This is a genomic window from Streptomyces sp. BE20 (genome assembly GCF_036322525.1).
Classification (GTDB): Bacteria; Actinomycetota; Actinomycetes; order Streptomycetales; family Streptomycetaceae; genus Kitasatospora.
The window spans coordinates 78,930-103,565 of the sequence record NZ_JAQYWW010001022.1 but is presented as its reverse complement, the minus strand read 5'-3'; the positions used below and the strand labels follow the sequence as shown (position 1 = coordinate 103,565).

Sequence of the window (24,636 nt, the reverse complement as noted above, 5' to 3'; positions counted from 1 at the left end):
CACGCGGGTCGTTTTCCCCTTAAGTAAGGGTAGCCTAAGCTAATCGCCGACGACGGGCGGAAGATCGCCCGCGCGGTCGGAACGCCCTGTCCTCGGGCGTGGGGGTGGGGCGTGCCCGTTGCGGCGCCCCTCGCCCCACTCCTTGCATGAATGTTCCGTACTGCGTATATTCATGCCACGACGAAGGAGGGAATGCCATGGCATTGCGAGTCGCCGTCGCCGGCGCGAGCGGATACGCGGGCGGTGAGGTGCTGCGTCTGCTGCTCGGCCACCCGGAGGTGGAGATCGGGGCGCTGACCGGCGGTTCGAACGCCGGCACCAGACTGGGCCTGCTGCAGCCGCACCTGCTGCCGCTCGCCGACCGGATCCTGGAGCCCACCACCACCGAGGTGCTGGCCGACCACGACGTGGTGTTCCTGGCGCTGCCGCACGGACAGTCCGCCGCCGTCGCCGAGGAACTCGGCGGGAACGTGCTGGTCGTCGACTGCGGGGCCGACTTCCGGCTCAGGGCCGCCGCCGACTGGGAGCAGTTCTACGGCTCCGCACACGCCGGCACCTGGCCGTACGGGCTGCCCGAGCTCCCCGGCCACCGTGCCGCGCTCAAGGGCAGCAACCGCATCGCCGTCCCCGGCTGCTACCCGACCGCCGTCTCGCTCGCCCTCTTCCCCGCGTACGCGGCCGGACTCGCCGAGCCCGAGGCCGTCGTCGTCGCCGCCTCCGGCACCTCCGGCGCCGGCAAGGCGGCCAAGACCCACCTGCTCGGCAGCGAGGTCATGGGCAACGTCAGCGCGTACGGCGTCGGCGGCGTCCACCGGCACACCCCGGAGATGTCCCAGAACCTCACCCCGCTCGCGGGCGAGCCGGTCGAGGTCTCCTTCACCCCCATGCTCGTCCCGATGCCGCGCGGCATCCTCGCCACCTGCTCCGCCAAGGCGAAGCCCGGTGTGACGGCCGAGAGCCTGCGCGCCGCCTACACCGAGGCGTTCGCCGACGAGCCGTTCGTCCGTCTGCTGCCCGAGGGGCAGTGGCCGCAGACCAGCAGCGTCTACGGCTCGAACGCCGCCCTCGTCCAGATCGCCCTGGACGAGGCCACCGGGCGGATCATCGCGATCAGCGCGATCGACAACCTGGTCAAGGGCACCGCCGGTGGCGCGGTGCAGAGCATGAACATCGCCCTGGGCCTGCCCGAGGAGCTGGGCCTTCCCGTGAACGGAGTCGCACCGTGACCGACCACCAGAACCTCGGAGTGACGGCCGCCAGGGGCTTCCGCGCCGCCGGTGTCACCGCCGGTATCAAGGCCTCCGGCACCCCGGACCTCGCCCTGGTCGTCAACGACGGGCCCTCGCTCGCCGCCGCCGGCGTCTTCACCGCCAACCGGGTCAAGGCCGCCCCCGTGCTCTGGTCCGAGCAGGTCCTCAAGGGCGGCTCGGTCTCCGCCGTCGTCCTCAACTCCGGTGGCGCCAACGCCTGCACCGGCCCGCTCGGCTTCCAGGACACCCACGCCACCGCCGAGAAGGTGGCCGAGGAGCTCACGCTCAACGCCGGTGAGGTCGCCGTCGCGTCCACCGGCCTGATCGGCGTCCGCCTCCCGATGGACCTGCTGCTCCCCGGCGTCGCCACCGCCGCCGCCGAGCTGAGCGCCACCGGCGGCGAGGCCGCCGCGATCGCCATCAAGACCACCGACACTGTCCACAAGACGGCCCAGGTCACCAGCCCCGCCGGTTGGACGGTCGGCGGCATGGCCAAGGGCGCCGGCATGCTGGCCCCCTCCCTGGCCACCATGCTCGTCGTCCTCACCACCGACGCCGACCTGGACGCCGCCGCCCTGGACGCCGCACTGCGCGGCGCCACCCGCACCACCTTCGACCGGATCGACTCCGACGGCTGCATGTCCACCAACGACACCGTGCTGCTGCTCGCCTCCGGCGCCTCCGGCACCACCCCGGATACCGCCGACTTCGACGAGGCGGTCCGCACCGTCTGCGCCGACCTCGCCCGCCAGCTCATCGGCGACGCCGAGGGCGCGAGCAAGGACATCCGGATCGACGTCACCGGCGCCGCCACCGAGGACGAGGCCGTCGAGGTGGCCCGGACCATCGGCCGCAACAACCTCCTGAAGTGCGCCATCCACGGCCAGGACCCCAACTGGGGCCGCGTCCTGGCCGCGATCGGCACCACCGCCGCCACCTTCGACCCCGACCGGCTCGACGTCGCCATCAACGGCGTCTGGGTCTGCCGCGACGGCAGCGTGGGAGAGGACCGCGATCTCGTCGACATGACCGGCCGCGAGGTGGTCGTCACCGCCGACCTCAACGCCGGCGAGGCCACCGCCACCCTGTGGACCAACGACCTCACCGCCGACTACGTGCACGAGAACAGCGCCTACTCCTCCTGAGACCTGCTACCTGAGCCGGGGACAGAAAACGTGCAGATCGCACCCAAGGGCGAACAGGCCCGCAACAACACCGCGTTGCCCAAGGCCCTGACGCTCATCGAGGCGCTGCCGTGGCTGGAGCGGTTCCACGGCAAGACCGTCGTCATCAAGTTCGGCGGCAACGCCATGGTGGACGACGAGCTCAAGGCGGCCTTCGCCCAGGACGTCGTCTTCCTCCGCTACGCCGGTCTCCACCCGGTCGTGGTGCACGGCGGCGGCCCGCAGATCAGCGCCCAGCTCGACCGGCTCGGCCTGGAGTCCTCCTTCACCAACGGACTCCGGGTCACCACCCCCGAGACCATGGACGTGGTCCGGATGGTGCTCGCCGGCCAGGTCCAGCGCGAACTGGTCGGGCTGCTCAACGGCCACGGCCCGTTCGCGGTCGGCATGACCGGCGAGGACGCCCACACCATGACGGCCGTCAAGCGGTACGCGGTCGTCGACGGCGAGCAGGTCGACATCGGCCTGGTCGGCGACATCGTCAACATCGAGGCGGGCGCGGTGAAGGCGCTCATCGCCGACGGCCGCATCCCCGTGATCTCCTCGATCGCCCGGGGCGTCGACGGCCACGTCTACAACATCAACGCCGACACCGCCGCCTCCGCCCTCGCGGTCGCGCTCGGCGCGGAGATGCTCGTCGTCCTCACCGACGTCGAGGGTCTCTACAAGGACTGGCCGAACTCCGACGACGTGATCAGCCAGCTCGGCGCGGGCGAGCTGGAGGAGCTGCTGCCCGGCCTGGCCAGCGGGATGCTCCCGAAGATGGAGGGCTGCCTGCGCGCCGTCCGCTCCGGCGTCGGCACCGCCCGCGTGCTGGACGGCCGGGTGGCGCACAGCCTGCTGCTGGAGATCTTCACCGACGAGGGCATCGGCACGATGGTCGTGCCGGACGACGAAACGACCGTGACCGGGGGACTGGCATGACTTCCAACGAGCAGCTCACCGAGCGGTGGCAGCACGCTTTCACCGACAACTACGGCACGCCCCGGATCCCGCTGGTCCGCGGCGAGGGCAGCAAGCTGTGGGACGCGGACGGCAAGGAGTACACCGACCTGCTCGGCGGCATCGCCGTCAACGTGCTCGGCACCGCCCACCCGGCGATCGTCGCGGCCGTCGGCCGGCAGATCGCCACCCTCGGCCACATCTCCAACCTCTTCATGGCCGAGCCGACCATCAGCCTCGCCGAGCGGCTGCTCGCGCTCGACGGCCGCGCGGGCCGGGTCTTCTTCTGCAACTCCGGAGCCGAGGCCAACGAGGCCGCCTTCAAGATCGGCCGCCGGACGGGCCGCACCCGTGTCGTCGCCCTGGAGGGCGGCTTCCACGGACGCACCATGGGCGCCCTCGCGCTCACCGGCCAGCCCGCCAAGCAGGAGCCGTTCCGCCCGCTGCCCGGCGACGTCACCCACGTCCCGTTCGGCGACGTCGAAGCGCTGCGGGCGGCCGTCACCACCGAGACCGCCGCCGTCTTCCTGGAGCCGATCCAGGGCGAGAACGGCGCCGTCCCGCTGCCCGACGGCTACCTCGCCGCGGCCCGGGAGATCACCCGCGCCACCGGCACCCTGCTCGTCCTGGACGAGATCCAGACCGGCATCGGCCGGACCGGCCACTGGTACGCCCACCAGGCGTTCGAGGGGGTCGAGCCGGACGTCGTCACGCTCGCCAAGGGGCTCGGCGGCGGCCTGCCGGTCGGCGCGGTGCTCGCCTTCGGCGAGGCCGCCGACCTGCTGACCCCCGGTCAGCACGGCACCACCTTCGGCGGCAACCCGGTGGTGGCGGCCGCCGCCCTCGCCGTCCTGGACACCATCGAGTCCGAGGGCCTGCTGGAGCACGTTCGCAAGATCGGCGACCGGCTGCGGCACGGCGTCGAGGCGATCGGCGACCCGCTGGTCTCGCACGTGCGCGGCGCCGGCCTGCTGCTCGGCATCGTCCTCACCGAACCGGTCGCGGGCGCGATCCAGGCCGGGCTCCAGGAGGCCGGCTTCCTCGTCAACGCCGCCGTCCCGGACGCGATCCGGCTCGCCCCGCCGCTGGTGCTCACGGAGGAGGAGGCGGACGCCTTCCTCGCCGCCCTGCCGGACGTCCTCCGGGCGGTCCGCGAGGGCGCCCCGGGCGATGCGAACCGAGCGTAGTCCGGGAGAATAATCACATGACCGTTCCCCACTCCGGCCAACCCGCCGCCGGCCCGACGCCGCAGGTCCCCCAGACCCGCACCGCGCGCCACCGGCGGATCGTGGACCTGCTCACCCGCCAGCCCGTGCGCTCGCAGAGCCAGCTCGCCAAGCTGCTCGCCGACGACGGACTGGTGGTCACCCAGGCCACCCTCTCCCGGGACCTGGACGAGCTGGGTGCGGTGAAGATCCGCAACCGGGACGGCGCGCTCATCTACGCCGTCCCGGCCGAGGGCGGCGACCGCACCCCCCGCGCACCGATGGGGGAGTCCGCCACCGAGGGCCGGATGGCCCGGCTGGCCGGCGAGCTCATGGTCTCCGCCACCGCCTCCGGCAACCTCGTCGTACTGCGCACCCCGCCGGGTGCCGCCCAGTTCCTCGCCTCGGCGATCGACCAGGCGGAGGTCTTCGAGATCATCGGCACCATCGCCGGCGACGACACCGTCCTGCTGATCAGCCGGGACCCGGCGGGCGGCCAGGCCCTCGCCGACCACCTGATGCAGCTCGCCCAGGCGAAGGCCCAGTAGCGGCATCCCCTTCTGTGGGCCCGGTTTCCCCGGGCCCGCAGTCGTATCCGCGGCCCCGTCCACGGCCCGACCGACCGGACCGACCGGCCCGCCCGCAGCACGCCCGAAGTCCCGTCCGTCACCCCGCCGGCAGTCCCGTTCGTGGAAGCTCCCGGTCGGCGTTTTGAGTTTCATACGGAGTAGTGCATACTTATGCCTATCGCCGTAAGCCTGTTCGCACTGTTGTGAAGGAGAAAGCCGTGACCGAGCGCGTCGTACTCGCCTACTCGGGCGGTCTGGACACGTCCGTCTGCATCGGCTGGATCGCCGAGGAGACGGGTGCCGAGGTCATCGCCGTCGCCGTCGACGTCGGCCAGGGCGGCGAGGACCTGGACGTCATCCGCCAGCGGGCGCTGGACTGCGGTGCCGTCGAGGCCGAGGTCGCGGACGCCCGCGACGAGTTCGCCGACGAGTACTGCCTCCCGGCCATCAAGGCCAACGCCCTCTACCAGGGCGAGTACCCCCTCGTCTCCGCCCTGTCCCGGCCGGTCATCGTCAAGCACCTGGTCGCCGCCGCGCAGAAGCACGGTGCCACCACCGTCGCCCACGGTTGCACCGGCAAGGGCAACGACCAGGTCCGCTTCGAGGTCGGCATCCAGTCGCTGGCCCCCCAGCTGAAGTGCATCGCCCCGGTCCGCGACTACGCGATGACCCGGGACAAGGCGATCGCCTTCGCCGAGGCCAAGGGCCTGCCGATCGCCACCACCAAGAAGTCCCCGTACTCGATCGACCAGAACGTCTTCGGGCGGGCCGTCGAGACCGGCTTCCTGGAGGACATCTGGAACGCCCCGATCGAGGACGTCTACGAGTACACCCAGAACCCGGCCACCCCGCGCGAGGCCGACGAGGTGGTCATCACCTTCGACGCCGGCGTCCCGGTCGCCGTGGACGGCCGCAAGGTGACCGTCCTCCAGGCCGTCGAGGAGCTCAACAAGCGGGCCGGCGCCCAGGGCATCGGCCGGCTCGACATGGTCGAGGACCGGCTCGTCGGCATCAAGTCGCGGGAGATCTACGAGGCCCCCGGCGCGATCGCCCTGATCACCGCCCACCAGGCGCTGGAGAACGTCACCGTCGAGCGCGAGCTGGCCCGCTACAAGCGGCAGGTCGAGCAGCGCTGGGCCGAGCTGGTCTACGACGGCCTCTGGTTCTCCCCGCTCAAGCGCGCCCTGGACGGCTTCGTCAACGAGGCCAACCAGCACGTCTCCGGCGAGATCCGGCTGGTGCTGCACGGCGGCCGGGCCGTCGTCAACGGCCGGAAGTCCGACCAGTCGCTGTACGACTTCAACCTCGCCACCTACGACACCGGCGACACCTTCGACCAGTCGATGTCCAAGGGCTTCATCGAGATCTTCGGGCTGTCCTCGAAGATCGCCGCCCGCCGCGACCTCGGCTGAGTCCCCGCCCCGACAACCGGCCCGACCTCCGGCCCGAACTCCGTCCGAACCCCCGGGCGGGCCCGGGCCGAACCGCCCCGACCGGGGCCCGAACCACCTCTCCCGGTCCCGGCCGCGCCCACCCCCGCGGCCGGGGCCACCCCTCCCGAACCCTCTCGCGCAAAGGAGCCCGTGCGATGTCCGCCGACCAGACCACCTCCGGTGGCGACGTCCGCCTCTGGGGCGCCCGCTTCGCCGACGGCCCGTCCGAGGCACTGGCGAGGCTCTCCGCCTCGGTGCACTTCGACTGGCGCCTCGCGCCGTACGACATCGCCGGCTCCAAGGCCCACGCCCGCGTCCTGCACAAGGCCGGCCTGCTCTCCGACGAGGAACTCGCCGGCATGCTGGACGGGCTCGCCCGGCTGCTCACCGACGTCGAGGCCGGCACCTTCACCGGCACCGTCGCCGACGAGGACGTCCACACCGCCCTGGAGCGCGGTCTGCTGGAGCGGCTCGGCCCCGACCTGGGCGGCAAGCTGCGGGCCGGGCGCTCGCGCAACGACCAGATCGCCACCCTCTTCCGGATGTACCTGCGGGACCACGCGAAGATCATCGGCGGGCTGGTCCTCGACCTCCAGCACGCCCTGGTCGGCCTGGCCGAGGCCCACCCGGACACCGCCATGCCGGGCCGCACCCACCTCCAGCACGCCCAGCCCGTCCTCTTCGCCCACCACGTCCTCGCACACGTGCAGGCCCTCGGCCGGGACGCCGAGCGGCTGCGCCAGTGGGACACCCGCACCGCCGTCTCCCCGTACGGCTCCGGCGCGCTGGCCGGCTCCTCGCTCGGCCTCGACCCGGAGGCCGTCGCCGCCGACCTCGGCTTCGAGCGGGGCTCGGTCGGCAACTCCATCGACGGCACGGCCTCGCGGGACTTCGTCGCCGAGTTCGCCTTCGTCACCGCGATGATCGGGATCAACCTCTCCCGGATCGCGGAGGAGGTGATCATCTGGAACACCAAGGAGTTCGGCTTCATCACGCTGCACGACGCCTTCTCCACCGGTTCGTCGATCATGCCGCAGAAGAAGAACCCGGACATCGCCGAGCTCGCCCGGGGCAAGTCCGGCCGGCTGATCGGCAACCTCACCGGTCTGCTCGCCACCCTCAAGGCGCTGCCGCTGGCCTACAACCGGGACCTCCAGGAGGACAAGGAGCCGGTCTTCGACTCCTGCGACACGCTGGAGGTGCTGCTGCCCGCCTTCACCGGCATGATGGCCACCCTCACCGTGCACCGGGAGCGGCTGGAGGAGCTGGCCCCGGCCGGGTTCTCGCTCGCCACCGACATCGCCGAGTGGCTGGTCAAGCAGGGTGTGCCGTTCCGGGTCGCGCACGAGGTGGCGGGTGCCTGCGTCAAGGTGTGCGAGGCCGACGGCATCGAACTCGCCGACCTGACGGACGAGCAGTTCGCCGCGATCTCCCCGCACCTGACGCCCGAGGTCCGCTCGGTGCTCAGCGTGCACGGCGCGATCGCCTCGCGCAACGGCCGGGGCGGCACCGCCCCCGACGCCGTGGCGGTCCAGCTCGCCGAGCTCAAGGCGGACCTCGCGGTCCAGCAGGAGTGGGTCAAGGGCTGACGCCCGGTCACCGAACCGGGGGAGGGGCGCGACGGTCCGACCGTCGCGCCCCTTTCGCGTGGACGCGACCGGGCGGGCGTAACCGGCCGGGCCCGTACCCGGTCATCCACGGTATGTGCACCAACCTCCCGTTCGTCCCCTCCGCCGAGGACGAGGTCCTCGCCGAGCTGCGGCGCCGCCTCGTCCGGGAGGCAGTGGCCGCCCTGCCCGGCCGCTGCCCGCAGCTGATGGCCGCCCTCGTCGAGGACCCGCCGCCTACCTACCGCGAACTCTCCGAACGCCTCGGGATGCCGCGCGGGTCCATCGGGCCCACCCGCTCCCGCTGCCTCGCCTGCCTCCGGGCCCGCCTCCACGCCGAGCGCTACGCCTGAACCGTCGCGGGGCGCGGTCCCGCCCCGCGCCCTCCGGCCCCGGTCATCCGCCACGTCGTCGCGCCACCGTCCGACTCCCCGTCCGGCCCCCGACCGGCTCCGAAACCGGGCCCTCGACCGGCCCCGTCGGGCGTGACCCTCGCCACGTCCGGGGGTCGAAAGGTTGAGGGCAGCTGACGCGCGGGTAAGGCGCTGGCGAACGTAGCTCTTGACGGTGGCGCGGTCGCTCGGATACTGACCGTGAGCACGCCATCGGCGGCACGGCCCTCACCAGGGCCGCGCGGCTGGTACGTTCGTGCGCCACCCCCGGTCCGGGAAGACCCCCGGCCGGGACATCTCCGGCAGGGCATCCGGTGCGACACCCTCACGTTCGCGCGCCGGGCACAACGATGGGGAGGCCCCCGCACATGGGCATGACCGTGATCATCTCGACCGCCGAGGCGGAGGACGCGGAGCAGATCCTCAAGCTCCAGTACCTCGGCTACCAGACCGAGGCCGAACTCTACGGCGACTGGGCCATCGAGCCCCTGACACAGTCGTTGGAGAGTCTGCGCGCCGAACTGACCGAACAGCACTTCCTCGTCGCCCGCCTCGGCGGCGAGATCGTCGGCACCGTACGCGGCCGGGTCGGCCCCGACGGCGTCGGCCGGATAGGGCGCCTGGTCGTCCACCCCCGGATGCAGCGGCACGGCCTCGGCGGCCGGCTGCTGGAGGCACTGGAACACCGCCTCTCGGAGGACGGCGCGGTGAGCTCCTACCGGCTGTTCACCGGCCACCGCAGCCTGGGCAACCTGCGTCTCTACGCCCGCCAGGGGTACCGGCAGACCACCGTGGAGCAGGTCAGCGGCCGGCTGAGCCTGGTCCACCTGGAGAAGCCCGCCGAGGTCGAGCTCGCCGCCACGGCCTGACCCTCCGCCGCACCCTCCCGATCCGGCGCCGCCATCATTCGGACCTCCGAAGGCGGCGCCGGTCGGCATTTGCGCAGGTCAGAGCCATGTGCGTCCGCATTGCGGACAGCCGGTCCGAATAGTTGGGACCACATCGACCCATCTGATTTACTGGCTCACATGACTGCGACGACGAAATGGACCCCCACCGGCACCCTGCCGGCAGGTGAGCGTGCCATGTGCCGTCGAATGTGTCACCGCTGAGGGCCACCGTTCCCTCCCCCTCGCCGCCGGCCGGGGGACCACATCTCGCGCCCCGAAGCGAGACCCGGCCGCTCCCGTCCGAGTGAGCGAGCCCAGCCTGCCGTCACCACCCCCTTCACCCCGCCTGCCCGTCCACGGGCGGGTGGCCGTCACCGTTGACACGTAAGGGCCACGCCGTCGCGCGGCCCGGCCGTGGACCGGCGACGATCAAGGGGTGGCAGGTCCGGACCCCCCTGGCGCAACGCCGTCCTCGTCGCCGACCGCAACCCGGTCCGGCGGTTGCACGCCGCCCGCCCCCGACCCACGGAAGCAGCTGTGATCACCACCACGGACCTCACCAAGGTCTACCGCTCAAGCGGCCGCGAGGTGACCGCCCTCGCCGGCGTCGACCTCCACGTCCGCCCCGGCGAGGTCTACGGCGTCGTCGGCACCAGCGGTGCCGGCAAGTCGACCCTCATCCGCTGCGTCAACATGCTGGAGCGCCCCAGCTCCGGGACCGTCACCGTGGACGGCGTCGAGCTCACCGCGCTGTCCGGCGGCGAGAACCGGGCCGGCAGGGAACTGCGCGAGGCCCGCCGCCGCATCGGCATGGTCTTCCAGCACTTCAACCTGCTCTCCTCGCGGACCGTCCAGCAGAACGTCGAGCTCCCCCTGGAGATCATGGGGCTGGACGGGGCCGAGCGCCGCCGCAAGGCCGCCGAGCTGCTCGACCTGGTCGGCCTCGGGGACAAGGCCCGCAGCTACCCCGGTCAGCTCTCCGGCGGTCAGAAGCAGCGCGTCGGCATCGCCCGCGCCCTCGCCGGCGACCCGAAGGTGCTGCTCTCCGACGAGGCCACCTCCGCACTCGACCCGGAGACCACCCGGTCGATCCTCAAGCTGCTGCGCGACCTCAACCAGCAGCTCGGCCTCACCGTCCTGCTGATCACCCACGAGATGGACGTCATCAAGTCCGTCTGCGACTCCGCCGCCCTGATGCGCGGCGGCAGGGTGGTCGAGTCCGGCGAGCTCACCGACCTGCTCGCCAAGCCCGGCTCGGAGCTCGCCCGCGAGCTCTTCCCGCTCAGCGAGTTCGGCACCGGCCACCCCGGCAGCACCGTCCTGGAGATCACCTTCCAGGGCGACAGCTCCGCCCGGCCGTTCGTCTCCCAGCTCGCCCGCACCTACCAGATCGACATCAACATCCTCGGCGCCGCCGTCGAGACCATCGCCGGCCGGATGGTCGGCCGGATGCGGGTCGAGCTGCCCGGCTCCCGCGCGGACAACGTGGTGCCGATCGGTTTCCTGCGCGAGCAGGGCCTTCAGGTGGACGTGCTGGAGACGGCGAACGGGGCGGCGGCATGACCTGGGACCAGATGCAGGAACTGATGTGGCCCGCCACCTGGGAAACCCTCCAGATGGTCGGCGTCGCCACCGCCGGCACCGTACTGCTCGGCCTTCCGCTGGGCGTGCTGCTGGTCCTCACCGACAAGGGCGGCCTGCTGCAGAACCAGCCGGTCAACAAGGTGCTCGGCGCCGCGGTGAACATCGCCCGCTCGGTGCCGTTCATCATCCTGATGATCGCGCTGATCTCCTTCACCCGCTGGTTGGTCGGCACCTCCATCGGGTGGGAGGCCGCCACCGTGCCGCTCACCATCGGCGCGATCCCCTTCTTCGCGCGGCTGGTCGAGACCTCCGTCCGCGAGGTCGACCGCGGCCTGGTCGAGGCCGTCCAGGCCATGGGCGGCTCCACCTGGACCATCGTCCGCAAGACGCTGATCCCCGAGGCGCTGCCCGCCCTCGTGGCCTCCGTCACCACCACGATCATCACGCTGATCAGCTACTCCGCCATGGCCGGCGTGGTCGGCGGCGGCGGCCTCGGCACCCTCGCCATCAACTACGGCTACTTCCGCTTCGAGACCGCCTTCATGTGGATCATCGTCGCGGAACTGGTGATCATCGTGACCGTCGTCCAGCTGATCGGCGACCGGGCCGTCCGTGCCCTCGCCAACCGCGGACGCACCGGCGGCCGGACCCGCCTGCTCGGCCCGCGCGGCCGCACCCCCGAGGCCCCGGCCACCCCCGACGAGGACGTCGTCGCCCGCTGACCTTCCGATGTCCGAACCCGGACCCGGCTCCCCGTATCACGCAGAAAGGCACTTTTCGTGCGCAACGCCCTGAAGTTCACCAGCGTCCTCGCCACCGCCGGCATCGCCCTCTCGCTCGCCGCCTGCGGCAGCAACGGCGACTCGGCGTCCTCCGACCCGAACGCCGCGCTCACCGTCGTCGCCAGCCCCACCCCGCACGGTCAGATCCTCAAGTACGTCAAGGACAACCTGGCGGAGAAGGCCGGCCTCAAGCTCACCATCAAGGAGGTCACCGACTACGTGACCCCCAACACCGCGGTGCAGGACGGCTCGGCCGACGCCAACTACTTCCAGCACGTGCCGTACCTGGAGGACTTCAACAAGAAGCACAACACCCAGATCGTCTCGGTCGAGACGGTCCACCTGGAGCCCCTGGGTGTGTACTCCAAGAAGGTCAAGACCATCGGCGACCTCAAGGACGGCGCCACCGTCGGCCTGCCGAACGACGCCACCAACGAGGGCCGCGCGCTCAAGCTGCTCGCCGACAACAACCTGATCACCCTCAAGGCCGGTGTCGGCACCGCCGCCACCCCCGCCGACGTCACCGCCAACCCGAAGAACCTCAAGTGGAAGGAGCTGGAGGCCGCCCAGCTGCCCCGCTCCATCGACGACCTCGACGCCGCCGTGATCAACGGCAACTACGCGCTGGACGCCGGCCTCAAGCCGGCCACCGACTCACTGCTCCTGGAGAAGGCCGAGGGCAACCCCTACGCCAACATCCTGGCCGTCAAGCAGGGCAAGGAGAACGACCCGCGGGTCAAGAAGCTCGCCGAGCTGCTCCACTCGGCCGAGGTCAAGAAGTACATCGACGACACCTTCAAGGGTTCCGTCATCCCGGCGTTCTGACACCGGCGCGCCGAACCGCGCTCCGACCCGTCCCGCCGGACCCGCACCGGGCCCCCGCCGCACCTCGGCGGGGGCCCGGTCGGGCAGTATGCACCAGTGACGGTCCGACAGACCCGGAACTGACGTACCGTCGTGCGGTCCGTGCACCGCGTGAGACCCGGGCACCGGCGAGGCGTACGGTGTGTCCACGACCCGGCGAGGAGAGACGGCATGGCAGCGAGCTTCCCCGAGACCGCCATCAGCACCGAACGGCTGCTGCTGCGCCCGCTTGCGGAGGACGACGCCGCCGGCCTCGCCACGATGATGGCCGACGAACTCGTCCTGGCCTGGACCGACCTCCCGCACCCCTTCACCGAGTCCTACGCCGCCGAACTGGCCCGCAGTCTCGCCCCCGCCCACCGGGCCGCCGGCCGGGGCATCGTCTTCGCCGTCACCGAGCACCTCACCCAGCGGCTGGTCGGCCTGGTCGAACTGCGCGCCACCGACTGGCGGCTGCGCTCCACCGAGATCGCCTTCGTCACCGCCGCCTGGGCGCGCGGCGAGGGCTACGCGCCGGAGGCCGTCCTCGGCGTCGCCCAGTGGCTCTTCGAGGACCGCGGCTTCCTCCGCCTGGAGATGCGCACCGCCGCCGGCAACACCGCCGCCCAGCAGGTCGCGCAGAAGATCGGCGGCATCAGCGAAGGCGTCCTGCGCAGTGCGTGGATAGTGCGGGGTGAGGCCGGCGAGGTGGTGGAGGAGAGCCGCAGCGACCTCATCCTGTGGAGCCTGCTGCCGGAGGACATGGAGACCCCTGACACCGTCCAGGCCGGGGCCTGGCCCGGCGACCGCCACTACGTCCTGCGCGACTGACCCCCCGAGGCCGCCCGGTGCCCGGCCGCCCCGCCGCCCGTACGTGACGGACATGTGTGCGGGATGTCGCCGACGGGGGGATCGCACCCGGTAGCCTCTCCACCGGCGCCGTACGCGGGCGCAGCATGTCGGCGCACGGATGGCGAGGGGGAACAGCCGCAGATGGCTGACCGGATCACGGTCATCGGGTGGGACGGCACCCCGCTGACCGAGGCCGCCGCAGCGGCCCTCGCCGCAGCGACCCTGGTGGCCGGCGCCCCGTACCAGCTCAGGACCCTCCCGGTGCCGCCCGCCGCCGAGCGCATCATCCTCGGCAGCATCCGGCCGGCCGCCCGCCGGATCGCGGAGCACCGCGGCGCGGCCGTCGTCATCGCCGAGGGGGACCCGGGCTTCTTCGGTGTGGTGCGCACCCTGCGCCGCCCCGAGTACGGCCTCGAACTGGAGGTCCTGCCCGCCGTCTCCTCCGTCGCGGCCGCCTTCGCCCGGGCCGGCATGCCCTGGGAGGACGCCCAGGTGGTCAGCGCCCACGGCGGCCGGCTGCGCCGTGCCGCCAACGTCTGCCGGGCCAACCCGAAGGTCGCCGTGCTCACGGCTCCCGGGGCCGGGCCCGCCGAACTCGCCCTCATGCTCCGTGGCGTGCACCGCACCTTCGTGGTCTGCGAGGCGCTCGGCACGCCCGACGAGGACGTCACCGTGCTCACCTCCGACCGGGTCGCCGACCACGTCTGGCGCGACCCCAGCGTGGTGCTGGTGATCGGCGGCAGCAGCGGCGGCGGCCCCGGCGGGGGACCGCAGGCCGGCACGGCCTCGGAGGCGGCCGGCTGGATCGCCGGCCGTCCGGTCGGGTATCCCGGCGTGGAGCGGGGCTGGGCGCTCCCGTCCGACGCCTACACGGGCGCCGGGCGCGCGGGGGGCGAGCCCGGCGCGTCCGAAACGCTCCCCTCGCACGTGCGCGCCCTGGTGCTGGCCCGCCTGGGGGCCCGCCCGGGCGACCTGGTCTGGTCGGTGGGGGCAGGCAGCGGCGAGCTCGCCGTGGAGGCGGCCCGGTTCGGTGCCGCCGTCGTCGCCGTCGAGTCCGACCGCGCGGCCTGCGCCCGGCTGGCCGTCAACGCCCGCCGCTACGGGGTCGAAGTGGAGATCGTGCAGGGCCGCGGCCCCGAGGTGCTGGGCGGACTCCCGGAGCCCGATGCGGCGGTGGTCGAGTCGGGCGGTGCCGACGTGGTGCGCGCCGTCCTGTCCCGCCGCCCCGAGCGGGTCGTGGCGGTGGCCCGCACCCTCGGCGAGGCGGAGGAGGTCCGCCGGGCGATCGCCGGAGCGGGCTATCGCGCGGACGGCGCACTCCTCCAGTCCGCGCCGCTGCTCGCGCCCGCCGCGGCCCCTGTCGCCGCGTCGGCTTCCGCACCCGCCGCCGCGGCGGACACCGGCTCCGGACTCCGCCTCGGTGTGGGCGATCCGGGCACCTTCCTGCTCTGGGGTGAGCAGATCGTGTGAAGGCGCGGTCGCCGCAGGGTGGTGATCCCGGCCGCGGATCTCCACCGCGGTGGCCCGACGGAAGGCGCGGTGGCAGGCGCGGCCGGTCCGACGGTGATCCAGGTCGCATCCGGACACCGATTCGAGAGGCGGCGCCGCCGGGCCGGTAGTGTGGCGTCCGGGACGGCTGCGACGTCCGACAGCCCGCCCGATCCGGTCGGTTTGTCGCCTTTTTGACGTGGTGCAGGCCGGTACGGCTCGGAGTGTGGGCAATTCGACGGGCCGCCTGCCGGACCTGGAGAATGCCGTAGGGTCCGGTGCGGTCGTGCCGGTTGCCCCGGCTTGTCGTTGTTTCAGATGACGCGCCACCCCTCGCGGGTGGTGCGCGGGCCGGGGTGCCGCAGCGCGCCGGAAGGACTTCGGCCGCAGCGCCTCGGCGCGGCGGCCATGTGTGGTTGAGGGGCGGGCCGGTGCAGGCCCGGCCCGTGCGGATGGGCGCTGCGGTCGGTGATCGCGTCGCCGAGGGCGCGGCAGCGGCCTGGAAGGAGCTTTGACATGACCGATGGCGGCCACGTCCCGAACGAGGGACTGCCGGAGCACCTGCTCGCCGGGCCCGACCCGCTCGGCGGCCCGGAGGGCGTCGCGGCTGTCGCACCCGTGCAGGGCGTCGCGACGGACGGTGCGGTCCCCGGACAGCTGATCCCGAACCCCACGGTTCCGGGTGCGGGCTTCCCGGGCGCGGTGCCCCCCGGCGCGGGTGTCCTTCCGCCGCAGGGTGTCCCCGGCCAGGCCCTGCCGCTCGGCGCGCCCGGCTTCGTCCAGGCCCCGGGCGTTCCCGTCGGCACCGGTGTCCCGGGCGCCGTCGGCGAGGGCTGGGCCGCGGACCCGGGCGCCCCGCGCCCCGCCTTCCACTTCCTCGACCAGCCCGACCAGCCGGACGGGCTCGACGACGAGGACGACGTCCTGCTCATGCCCGGCCCGCAGGGCTCGTGGGGCGAGCCGGCCGCGACCGCCGCCGACCAGCAGGTCGCGCCGGGCACCCCGGTCGAGCCGTCCTGGCCGCCGCTGGACCCGCCGCCGCTCGGCGTCGACCCGGCCGTCCCGCAGGCCCACGGCGTACCGCAGGCGCCGTTCCCGGCGCAGGCCGGTCAGGCCGTTCCCGTCCAGCAGAGCCCGGAGCAGGCCGCGGCCGCCCAGGCGCCGCGCCGTCCGCTGCACGCCGGACCGCCGATCCCGGACCCGTCCCTGATGACCGGCCAGGTCCCGGTCCGCTCGCTCGCCGACCGCGGACCCTCGCAGGGCGGCACGCCCGCGCACGGCATCCCGGTGATCCCGGCCGCCGTCCAGCCGGAGCCGCAGGCCGTCCCGGTCGCGCCGGCCCAGCCGGTGCCGCACGTGCAGCCTTTGCCGCAGGCCCAGGACGTCCGGCCGGTGCCGGACGCCGTGCCCGTGCCGCAGCCCGTGGACGGCGACGTCCAGCAGGCCCCCGCCGTCGAGGTCCCGGTGGCCCCTGAGGCCGTCGCGGCCACCGAGCCCGTCGCCCAGCCTGTCGAGGCGACCGGGACCGTCGAGCCCGCGCAGGCCGAGGCGGTGCAGGCCGAGGCCGCCCCCGTGGCCGTGCCCGCCGTGCCCGCCGTGCCCGCGGGAGAGGCTCCGGGCACCGACGCGCCGAGCTCCGAGCAGCCGTCCGCCGAGCAGCCGGTCGCCGTCGAGGCCCCGGTCGCCGTCGCGCAGCCCGTCGCCCCGGCCGGACAGCCCCGCCGGATCTCCGCCTTCCTCGCCGCCCCGACGCCGCACGGTCTGCCCCAGGTGGAGGCGGTGGACCAGCCGGCGTCGGCCGTCGCCGAGGACGCGGCGCAGCAGTCCGCGCCCATAGCGCTCGCCGGGCAGCCTGCGGCGGAGGCCACCGCCCCGGCGCCCGAGGCCGTCCCGGCAGCCGAGCCGGCCCCGGCCGAGCCGACGGCCGTCGCTGTGTCCGAGACGGTGGACGGCCCCGCCGAGAACGCGGAGGCCGCCGCCGCGACCGCCGTGGGCACCGGCGAGATGCCCTCCGGCCGGTCCGTCGCCGGCCCGGCCGCCGAGCCTGCCCCGGCGGACGCCGCTCCGGCCGACGCGGTCGCGCCCGTCGAGGCCATCGTGTCCGTCGAGGCCATCGTGTCCGTCGAGGCCGCCGCGCCCGTCGAGGCCGCGGACGGCGGTGCCGCCGACGCGGTCCAGCCGGCCGTTCCCGCCGAGCCGGTGGACGCCGCCGGACAGCCCGTCGTGCAGGCCCCGGAGGCCGGGGAGACCGCCGAGGCGGCCCAGGCCGCACCCGAGGCCCCCGTCGTCGAGACCCCTGCCACCGAGGCCCCCGTCGTCGAGACCCCTGCCACCGAGGCTCCCGTCGCCGACCTCCGGGCCGCCGGGGTTCCGGTCGCCGAGGCCCCGGTCACCGAGGTTCCGGCCGCGGCCGAGCCGGCCCCCGCCGAGGAGCCGTCGCCCACCGAAGCCCCCGCCCCGGTCGAGCCCGGGACCGTCCGGCCCGCCGAGCCCGCCACCGACGCCACCGCCCCGGCCGAGGCCACGGTGCCCGCCGAGACCACGGAGGCCGTCGAGCCCGCCGAGACCACGGAGGCCGTCGAGCCGGCCGAGGCCACGGAGCCCGCCGAAGCCGCGGAGGCCACGGTGCCCGCCGAGGTCCTCGCGGAGGCCGCCGAACCCGCCGAGCCGGCCGAACCCGCCGAGCCGCGCGGCCCGGCGGCCCCCGGCTACGACGAGGCCGGTCGCGAGGCCGTCCACCAGGTGATCCGCGAGCGCCGCGACATCCGCAACGGCTTCCGCCCGGACCCGATCCCGCACGAGGTGCTGATCCGGGTCCTGGAGGCAGCCCACACCGCGCCCAGCGTCGGCTACTCGCAGCCCTGGGACTTCGTGGTCATCCGCTCCGCCAAGACCCGTCGCAAGATGCACGGGCTGGCCGAGCGGCAGCGCGAGGCGTACGCCGACTCGCTCCCCAAGGGCCGTGCCAAGCAGTTCAAGGAAATCAAGATCGAGGCGATCCTCGAGACGCCCGTGAACATCGTGGTCACCGCCGACCGCACCCGCGGCGGCCGGCACACCCTGGGCCGGCACACCCAGCCGCAGATGGCCCCCTACTCGGCGGCCCTCGCCGTCGAGAACCTCTGGCTGGCAGCCCGCGCCGAGGGCCTCGGCGTCGGCTGGGTGAGCTTCTTCGACGAGGAGGAGCTGGTCCGCGAGCTCGGTCTGCCGGAGCACCTTGAGGTCGTCGCCTACCTGTGCGTCGGCTTCGTCGACGCCTTCCCGGACGAGCCCGAGCTCCAGCAGCAGGGCTGGGCCAAGAAGCGCCCGCTCTCCTGGGTGGTCCACGAGGAGCAGTACGGCAACCGTGCCCTGCCCGGCGAGGAGCCGCACAGCCTGCTCTCCGAGACCCTGCGCGGCATCCGCCCGCTGGACGCCAAGGCGCTCGGCGAGGCCTGGGACCGGCAGAAGCGGATGACCAAGCCGGCCGGCTCGCTCGGCATGCTGGAGATCATCTCCGCCCAGCTCTCCGGACTCTCCCGCAAGTGCCCGCCGCCGATCCCGGAGCCCGCCTGCGTCGCGGTCTTCGCCGGCGACCACGGCGTGCACGCCCAGGGGGTCAGCCCCTGGCCGCAGGAGGTGACCGCCCAGATGGTCGGCAACTTCCTGGCCGGGGGAGCGGTGGTCAACGCCTTCGCCCGCCAGATCGGCACCGAGGTCTGCGTGGTCGACGTCGGCGTGGCCGCCGAGCTGCCGGACGCGATCCAGCAGGGCCGCACCACCGGTCTGCTGCCGCGCAAGGTCAAGCCCGGCACCGACGACATGACCAAGGGCCCCGCGATGACCCGCGAGGAGGCCCTCAAGGCCATCGAGGTCGGCATCGAGACCGCCCGCGACCTCGTCGCGGCCGGCAACAAGGCCCTGGTCACCGGTGACATGGGGATCGCCAACACGACCGCCTCCGCCGCCCTGATCTCGGTCTTCACCGGCCTGGACCCGGCCGAGGTCACCGGGCGCGGCACCGGCATCGACGACGCGACGCACGCCCGCAAGATCGAGGTCATCCGTACCGCGCTGGCCCTGCACCAGCCGGACCCGGCCGACCCGATCGGGGTCCTCGCCGCCGTCGGCGGTCTGGAGCACGCGGCGATCGCCGGCTTCCTGCTCGGCGCCGCCTCGCTGCGCACCCCGGTGATCCTGGACGGTGTGATCGCCGGTTCGGCCGCGCTCGCCGCCAAGGCGATCGCCCCCGAGGTGCTGGCTGCCTGCATCGCCGGTCACCGCTCGGCCGAGCCCGGCCACCAGGCCGCGCTGACCAAGCTGGGCCTGCGTCCGCTGATCGACCTCGACCTGCGGCTCGGTGAGGGCACCGGTGCCCTGCTGGCCCTGCCGCTGGTGCAGAGTGCGGCCCGGGCGATGCACGATGTAGCCACGTTCGACTCCGCCGGGGTCACCGAGAAGGCCTGACGCCCTCCCGCACCGTTCCGCGTACCGGCCCGAGGGCGCGCCGTGACGCGGAGCGGTGCGGCGGCGTACCCCCACCACCCTCACCCGATCCAGGAGCACCGCCGATGACCGCGCCCACCCCTCACCCCAGCACCGAGGGCCGCACCCCGTACCCGGTCGGCCTGCTGCTCGCCGGCCGCCGCGTGGTGGTCGTCGGCGGCGGTCACGTCGCCCAGCGTCGGCTGCCCGCCCTGCTCGCCACCGGCGCGGACGTGCACCTGATATCCCCGGTCACCACCCCGGCGGTCCAGGCGATGGCCGACGCGGGCGAGCTGACCTGGCACGAGCGGCGCTACCGGGACGGCGATCTGGCCGACACCTGGTACGCGCTGGTCGCCACCGACGACCCGGCGGTGAACACCGCGGTCAGCGCGGAGGCCGAGCGCGAGCGGGTCTTCTGCGCCCGCAGCGACGACGCGGCCGCGGCCACGGCGTGGACGCCGGCCAGCGGGCGTGACGCGGGTGCCACGGTCGCGGTCCTCACCGGGGATCCGCGCCACTCCGCGGCCCTGCGCGACTCGATCGTGGAGGGGCTGCGGGACGGCTCCCTCGCCGCCCGCCAGTACCGTGCGCACGGTGCGGGGGTGGCGCTGGTCGGCGGCGGTCCGGGCGACCCGGACCTGATCACCGTCCGGGGCCGCCGGCTGCTCGCCGACGCCGACGTCGTGGTGGCCGACCGGCTGGCGCCGCGCGAGCTGCTCGCCGAGCTGCCGGAGCACGTCGAGGTGATCGACGCCTCGAAGATCCCGTACGGCCGGTTCATGGCCCAGGAGGCGATCAACCGGACGCTCGTCGAGCACGCCAAGGCCGGGAAGTTCGTCGTCCGCCTGAAGGGCGGCGACCCGTACGTGTTCGGGCGCGGGGGCGAGGAACTGCTCGCCTGCGCGGAGGCCGGACTGCCGGTGACGGTCGTGCCCGGCATCTCCAGCTCGATCAGCGTGCCGGCGGCGGTCGGCGTGCCGGTCACCCATCGGGGGATGACGCACGAGTTCACCGTGGTCTCCGGTCACGTCGGCCCGGACGACGAGCGCTCGCTGACCAACTGGGACGCGCTCGCCGGGATGACCGGGACGCTGGTGCTGCTGATGGCGGTCGACAAGATCGGCGCGATCGCGGCCCGGCTGATCGAGGGCGGGCGCCCGGCGGACACCCCGGTGGCCGTCGTCCAGGAGGGCACGACCGCCGCCCAGCGCCGGGTGGACGCGACCCTGGCCACCGTTGCCGCCACCGTCGAGGCCGAGCAGATCAAGCCCCCCGCGGTCATCGTCGTCGGCGACGTCGTGGACGTCCTGGCCGCCGCGTCCGGCACCGCCCGGTCCTGACCTCCGGCCCCGGGCCCACGGGCCCGGGGCCGGGCGGCGCCCCCGCCGGCCGCTACTCCAGCGGCTGCTCCGTCCAGATCACCTTCCCGGTGGCCGTGTACCGCGTGCCCCACCGGTCGGCGAACTGGGCGACCAGGAAGAGCCCGCGCCCGCCCTCGTCCGTGGTGGCCGCGTACTTCAGGTGCGGCGAGGTGCTGCTGGTGTCCGACACCTCGCAGATCAGCGACCGGTCACGGAGCAGCCGGACCCGGATCGGCCCCGTCCCGTAGCGGATCGCGTTGGTGACCAGCTCGCTCAGGATCAGCTCGGTGACGAACGCCGCCTCCTCCAGCCCCCACTCCTCCAGCCGTTCGGCCACCGCCGCCCGCACGCCGCCCACCGCCGCCGGGTCGGACGGCACCTCCCACTCCGCCACCCGGTCCGGCGACAGCACGTGGGTCCGCGCCACGAGCAGCGCGATGTCGTCCTGCGGCCGCGCCGGCAGCAGCGCCCCCAGCACGTCCGCACAGGTCTGCTCCGGCGTCCTCGGCGGCCCGGCGAGTGCGGCCCGCAGCAGCTCCAGCCCCTCGTCGATGTCCCGCTCGCGGTCCTCCACCAGCCCGTCGGTGTACAGCACCAGCCGGCTGCCCTCGGCGACCTCCAGCTCGACCGTCTCGAAGGGCAGCACCGCCAGCCCCAGCGGCGGCCCGGTCGGCAGCTCCGGGTAGACCACGTGCCCGTCCGGCCCGACGAGCGCAGGCGGCGGGTGCCCGGCACTGGCCAGCGTGCACCGCCGGGACACCGGGTCGTAGATCAGGTACAGGCAGGTGGCACCCGTCACCGCCGCCGGGCCGCCGGTCGCCGACTCCTCCTGGTCGATCCGGTTGACCAGCTCGTCCAGGTGCCCGAGCAGTTCGTCCGGCGGCAGGTCGAGGGTCGAGAAGTTGTGGATCGCCGTCCGCAGCCGGCCCATGGTCGCCGCCGCGTGCAGCCCGTGCCCCACCACGTCGCCGACCACCAGCGCCACCCGCGCGCCGGGCAGCGGGATCACGTCGAACCAGTCCCCGCCCACCCCGGCCTGCGCCGGCAGGTACCGGTGCGCCACGTCCAGCGCGTTCTGGTCCGGCAGGCTCCGCGGCAGCAGGCTGTGCTGCAGGGTCACCGCCATCGCGTGCTCCCGGGTGTAGCGGCGCGCGTTGTCGATGCAGACGGCCGCGTGCGCGACCAGCTCCTCGGCGAGCGCCAGGTCGTCCTCCTCGAAGGCGTCCGTCCGCTCCGAGCGCCAGAACCGGGCCACTCCCAGCAGCACGCCGCGGGCCTTCACCGGGACCCGTACCAGCGAGTGCACCCCGTACGCGAGCACCTGCGCCGCCCGCTCGGGGTCCTGGTCCCGCCAGGCCGACGCCTCCGCCAGCCGCGGCTCGACCGCCGGCAGCCCGCTGTGCAGGGCGCCCGCCAGCGGCGTCGACGGCACCACCTCCAGCACCGTTCCCACCGGGTAGAACGGCGAGTCGTCCCGCACCCCGGCGAACGCCGCCCGGCGCATCCGCCCCAGGTCCGGACCGGGCGGTGGTTCCTCGCCCGCCAGCACCTGTTCGGCGAGGTCGATGGTGACGTAGTCCGCGAACCGCCCCACCGTGACCTGCGCCAGTTCCTCCGCGGTCCGTTCGACGTCCAGCGTGCTGCCCACCGCCACCCCGGCGTCGTACAGCAGCCGCAGCCGTCGTTGCGCGACCTCGGCCCGCCCGGTCAGGGCCATCAGCTCGGTCGAGTCGCGCAGCGTGGCGACCGAGCCGGGCGGCCCGCCGTCCTGGTCGGTCGGCCGGACGTTCACCGCGAGCAGCCGCTCACCGGCGAGCACGACCTCGTCGGTGACCGCCCGCCCGGCGGTCAGCAGTTCCTCGGGCGCGCGGTCGAGTCCCAGTTCGGCGACCGGCCGGCCCTCGGCGTCCGCCGGCAGGTCCAGCAACCGGCGTGCCTCGTCGTTGCAGAGCAGCAGCATCCCGTCACCGCCGATGATCAGCACGCCCTCGCGCACCGCGTGCAGCACCGCCGCGTGGTGCTCGTACATCCGCGTCATCTCGGCCGGCCCGAGCCCGTGCGTCTGCCGCCGCAGCCGGCGGCTGACCAGCGCCGTGCCGCAGGTGGCCAGCCCGAGCGCGATGGCGGCCGCGCCCAGCACCACCGGCAGCTGCCGTTCGCTCGCGCTGCTCACATTGGCGATCGTGATGCCGGCGGACACCATCCCGACCACCTGGCCGTCCGGCGCGTGCACCGGCACGATCGCCTGCACCAGGGGTCCGATGGTGCCGACGACCTGCTCGACCACGACCTGTCCCTGGAGGGCGGGCTGGTAGGTCCCCACGAACTTCTGACCGATCCGGTCCGGGTTGGGGTGGGTGAAGCGGATGCCGTCGGTGTTGAGCACGACGACGAAGTCCACACCCGCGTTGACCGCCACCGACTGTGCCTTGGGCTGGAGGATCGCGGTCGGGTCGGGGGAGCGCAGCGCCTCGACCATGCCGGGCGAGTTGGCGAAGGTCTGGGCGACCGCCACCGACCGGTTGGTGGCCTCCTGCCGGGCGTCGTTGCGGGACTGGACGACCAGTGCGACGACGGCCGCGGCCACCAGCAGCAGGACCACCACGACCTGCAGCGCGAACACCTGTCCCGCCACCGACCGGCTCTTCGCCGGCCCCTGTCGGGCCGCTCGGGGTTGCTGGTGCCGACCGTGTGGGCGCCCACCGGCGGAGCCGGCGGTACCGGTGGATCGGGGCGAGGTGGTGGAACCGGATGCACCAGCGGCCGACGGAGCCCAGGATCGGCCCGGAAAACGGGCCATACGTCATATTTGCACTCCGCCCGGCAGGGGGCCAAGGGCACCACCCCCGACCCTTGGGCCGTTTGGCCTTCCCCGGCCCGGCTTGGCAAGATCGCAGGGTGTCCGAACCCAGCACCATCACCGACCCCGCCGACCCGCGCCTCGCCGACTACACCGGCCTGACCGACGTCGAACTCCGCCGCCGCCGCGAACCCGCCGAGGGCCTCTTCATCGCCGAGGGCGAGAAGGTCATCCGCCGCGCGCTGGCGGCCGGCTACCGGATGCGGTCGATGCTGCTGACCGCCAAGTGGCTGGACGTGATGGCCGACGTCATCGCGGACGCCGACGCCCCCGTCCACGTCGTCGAGCCCGCGCTGGCCGAGGCCGTCACCGGGTACCACGTCCACCGCGGGGCCCTCGCCTCGATGGAACGCCGACCGCTGCCGGACGCTGCCGAGGTGCTGGCCGGAGCCCGCCGGGTGGCCGTCCTCGAAGGCCTGGTCGACCACACCAACCTCGGCGCGATCTTCCGCAGTGCCGCGGCGCTCGGCATGGACGCCGTCCTGCTCTCGCCCGACTGCGCCGACCCGCTCTACCGGCGTGCGGTCAAGGTCTCGATGGGCGCCGTCTTCGCCGTGCCGTACGCCCGCCTGGACCCGTGGCCGGCCGCGCTGGACGCGGTCCGCGCCGCCGGGTTCAGCCTGCTGGCCCTCACCCCTGCCGAGAGCGCCGTCGACCTCGCCGGTCTGGCGCCCCACCGCCTGCCCAAGGCCGCGCTGATGCTCGGTGCGGAGGGCGACGGCCTCACCCGGGCCGCCGTCGGGGCCGCCGACCACGCGGTCCGCATCCCGATGGCGCACGGCATCGACTCGCTCAACGTCGGCGCGGCGGCGGCCGTCGCCTTCTACGCCGTCACCGCGGCCTGACGGATCCGGTGCGCACGGGGCGTCGGCCGGTCCGACGTCCGGTGCGCCGGGCCCGATCCGGGCGGGCCCTCGGCCCGGTGGC

At 73.9% G+C, this 24,636-nt stretch carries 18 protein-coding genes; 17 read left to right on the top strand and 1 reads right to left on the bottom strand.

The window, feature by feature from the left end; genetic code table 11:
* Positions 1 to 197 precede the first annotated feature (197 nt).
* From argC to cobA, 16 genes are all read left to right on the top strand, one after another.
* A complete protein-coding gene (gene argC / locus PUR61_RS28455) occupies positions 198 to 1,226 on the top strand; it encodes an N-acetyl-gamma-glutamyl-phosphate reductase (protein WP_329882303.1) in 1,029 nt (342 codons plus the stop codon).
* Positions 1,223 to 2,395, top strand: coding sequence for a bifunctional glutamate N-acetyltransferase/amino-acid acetyltransferase ArgJ (gene argJ, locus PUR61_RS28450; protein WP_329882302.1), 1,173 nt, complete (start codon positions 1,223 to 1,225; stop codon positions 2,393 to 2,395). The genes argC and argJ overlap by 4 nt, the downstream gene beginning before the upstream one ends.
* 30 nt (positions 2,396 to 2,425) lie before the next feature.
* Positions 2,426 to 3,358 (top strand): acetylglutamate kinase, encoded by a 933-nt coding sequence (gene argB, locus PUR61_RS28445; RefSeq protein ID WP_329882301.1) that lies wholly within the window; start codon positions 2,426 to 2,428, stop codon positions 3,356 to 3,358.
* Entirely contained in the window at positions 3,355 to 4,563 is a 1,209-nt protein-coding gene (locus tag PUR61_RS28440; RefSeq protein WP_329882300.1) for an acetylornithine transaminase, read from the top strand. Before argB ends, PUR61_RS28440 begins: the two co-directional genes overlap by 4 nt.
* Before the next feature lie 17 nt (positions 4,564 to 4,580).
* Positions 4,581 to 5,129 carry an arginine repressor gene (locus PUR61_RS28435; RefSeq protein ID WP_030395991.1) on the top strand — a complete coding sequence of 183 codons (549 nt, stop codon included), beginning with the start codon at positions 4,581 to 4,583 and terminating at the stop codon, positions 5,127 to 5,129.
* Between the two features lie 239 nt (positions 5,130 to 5,368).
* On the top strand, positions 5,369 to 6,562 hold the full coding sequence (locus PUR61_RS28430; protein WP_329882299.1) for an argininosuccinate synthase: 1,194 nt from the start codon (positions 5,369 to 5,371) through the stop codon (positions 6,560 to 6,562).
* A 176-nt stretch (positions 6,563 to 6,738) separates the two neighbouring features.
* The gene (gene argH / locus PUR61_RS28425; RefSeq protein ID WP_329882298.1) at positions 6,739 to 8,172 is read left to right on the top strand and encodes an argininosuccinate lyase; all 1,434 of its coding nucleotides are present in this window, start codon (positions 6,739 to 6,741) and stop codon (positions 8,170 to 8,172) included.
* A 113-nt stretch (positions 8,173 to 8,285) separates the two neighbouring features.
* Positions 8,286 to 8,543 carry an RNA polymerase sigma factor gene (locus PUR61_RS28420; protein ID WP_329882297.1) on the top strand — a complete coding sequence of 86 codons (258 nt, stop codon included), beginning with the start codon at positions 8,286 to 8,288 and terminating at the stop codon, positions 8,541 to 8,543.
* A gap of 407 nt (positions 8,544 to 8,950) precedes the next feature.
* A complete protein-coding gene (locus PUR61_RS28415; RefSeq protein ID WP_329882295.1) occupies positions 8,951 to 9,451 on the top strand; it encodes a GNAT family N-acetyltransferase in 501 nt (166 codons plus the stop codon).
* A gap of 558 nt (positions 9,452 to 10,009) precedes the next feature.
* Positions 10,010 to 11,035 carry a methionine ABC transporter ATP-binding protein gene (locus tag PUR61_RS28410; RefSeq protein WP_329882294.1) on the top strand — a complete coding sequence of 342 codons (1,026 nt, stop codon included), beginning with the start codon at positions 10,010 to 10,012 and terminating at the stop codon, positions 11,033 to 11,035.
* Complete coding sequence (locus PUR61_RS28405; protein WP_329882293.1) at positions 11,032 to 11,778, top strand: methionine ABC transporter permease; 747 nt, start codon at positions 11,032 to 11,034, stop codon at positions 11,776 to 11,778. Before PUR61_RS28410 ends, PUR61_RS28405 begins: the two co-directional genes overlap by 4 nt.
* 57 nt (positions 11,779 to 11,835) lie before the next feature.
* The gene (locus PUR61_RS28400; protein WP_329882292.1) at positions 11,836 to 12,663 is read left to right on the top strand and encodes a MetQ/NlpA family ABC transporter substrate-binding protein; all 828 of its coding nucleotides are present in this window, start codon (positions 11,836 to 11,838) and stop codon (positions 12,661 to 12,663) included.
* A gap of 210 nt (positions 12,664 to 12,873) precedes the next feature.
* On the top strand, positions 12,874 to 13,512 hold the full coding sequence (locus PUR61_RS28395; protein ID WP_329882291.1) for a GNAT family N-acetyltransferase: 639 nt from the start codon (positions 12,874 to 12,876) through the stop codon (positions 13,510 to 13,512).
* Between the two features lie 162 nt (positions 13,513 to 13,674).
* Positions 13,675 to 15,003 carry a precorrin-6y C5,15-methyltransferase (decarboxylating) subunit CbiE gene (gene cbiE, locus PUR61_RS28390; protein WP_329882290.1) on the top strand — a complete coding sequence of 443 codons (1,329 nt, stop codon included), beginning with the start codon at positions 13,675 to 13,677 and terminating at the stop codon, positions 15,001 to 15,003.
* Positions 15,004 to 15,537: 534 nt separating this feature from the next.
* Entirely contained in the window at positions 15,538 to 19,467 is a 3,930-nt protein-coding gene (gene cobT, locus PUR61_RS28385; protein WP_329882289.1) for a nicotinate-nucleotide--dimethylbenzimidazole phosphoribosyltransferase, read from the top strand.
* 104 nt (positions 19,468 to 19,571) lie between these two features.
* Positions 19,572 to 20,828, top strand: a complete 1,257-nt coding sequence (gene cobA / locus PUR61_RS28380) for a uroporphyrinogen-III C-methyltransferase (RefSeq protein WP_329882288.1) — start codon at positions 19,572 to 19,574, stop codon at positions 20,826 to 20,828.
* Between the two features lie 52 nt (positions 20,829 to 20,880).
* On the opposite strand, the gene PUR61_RS28375 is transcribed toward cobA, so the two are convergent.
* Positions 20,881 to 23,649, bottom strand: coding sequence for a SpoIIE family protein phosphatase (locus PUR61_RS28375; RefSeq protein WP_329882287.1), 2,769 nt, complete (start codon positions 23,647 to 23,649; stop codon positions 20,881 to 20,883).
* A gap of 98 nt (positions 23,650 to 23,747) precedes the next feature.
* On the opposite strand from PUR61_RS28375, the gene PUR61_RS28370 reads away from it, so the two are divergent.
* Positions 23,748 to 24,554 carry a TrmH family RNA methyltransferase gene (locus PUR61_RS28370; protein WP_329882286.1) on the top strand — a complete coding sequence of 269 codons (807 nt, stop codon included), beginning with the start codon at positions 23,748 to 23,750 and terminating at the stop codon, positions 24,552 to 24,554.
* Positions 24,555 to 24,636 lie beyond the last annotated feature (82 nt).

Coding starts and splice junctions, on each gene's coding strand:
- PUR61_RS28375 (WP_329882287.1), bottom strand. CDS start 23,649: ATGGCCCGTTTTCCGGGCCGATCCTGGGCTCCGTCGGCCGCTGGTGCA.
- PUR61_RS28415 (WP_329882295.1), top strand. CDS start 8,951: ATGGGCATGACCGTGATCATCTCGACCGCCGAGGCGGAGGACGCGGAG.
- PUR61_RS28405 (WP_329882293.1), top strand. CDS start 11,032: ATGACCTGGGACCAGATGCAGGAACTGATGTGGCCCGCCACCTGGGAA.
- PUR61_RS28435 (WP_030395991.1), top strand. CDS start 4,581: ATGACCGTTCCCCACTCCGGCCAACCCGCCGCCGGCCCGACGCCGCAG.
- cobT (WP_329882289.1), top strand. CDS start 15,538: ATGACCGATGGCGGCCACGTCCCGAACGAGGGACTGCCGGAGCACCTG.
- argH (WP_329882298.1), top strand. CDS start 6,739: ATGTCCGCCGACCAGACCACCTCCGGTGGCGACGTCCGCCTCTGGGGC.
- cobA (WP_329882288.1), top strand. CDS start 19,572: ATGACCGCGCCCACCCCTCACCCCAGCACCGAGGGCCGCACCCCGTAC.
- PUR61_RS28420 (WP_329882297.1), top strand. CDS start 8,286: ATGTGCACCAACCTCCCGTTCGTCCCCTCCGCCGAGGACGAGGTCCTC.
- PUR61_RS28440 (WP_329882300.1), top strand. CDS start 3,355: ATGACTTCCAACGAGCAGCTCACCGAGCGGTGGCAGCACGCTTTCACC.
- argC (WP_329882303.1), top strand. CDS start 198: ATGGCATTGCGAGTCGCCGTCGCCGGCGCGAGCGGATACGCGGGCGGT.
- PUR61_RS28395 (WP_329882291.1), top strand. CDS start 12,874: ATGGCAGCGAGCTTCCCCGAGACCGCCATCAGCACCGAACGGCTGCTG.
- cbiE (WP_329882290.1), top strand. CDS start 13,675: ATGGCTGACCGGATCACGGTCATCGGGTGGGACGGCACCCCGCTGACC.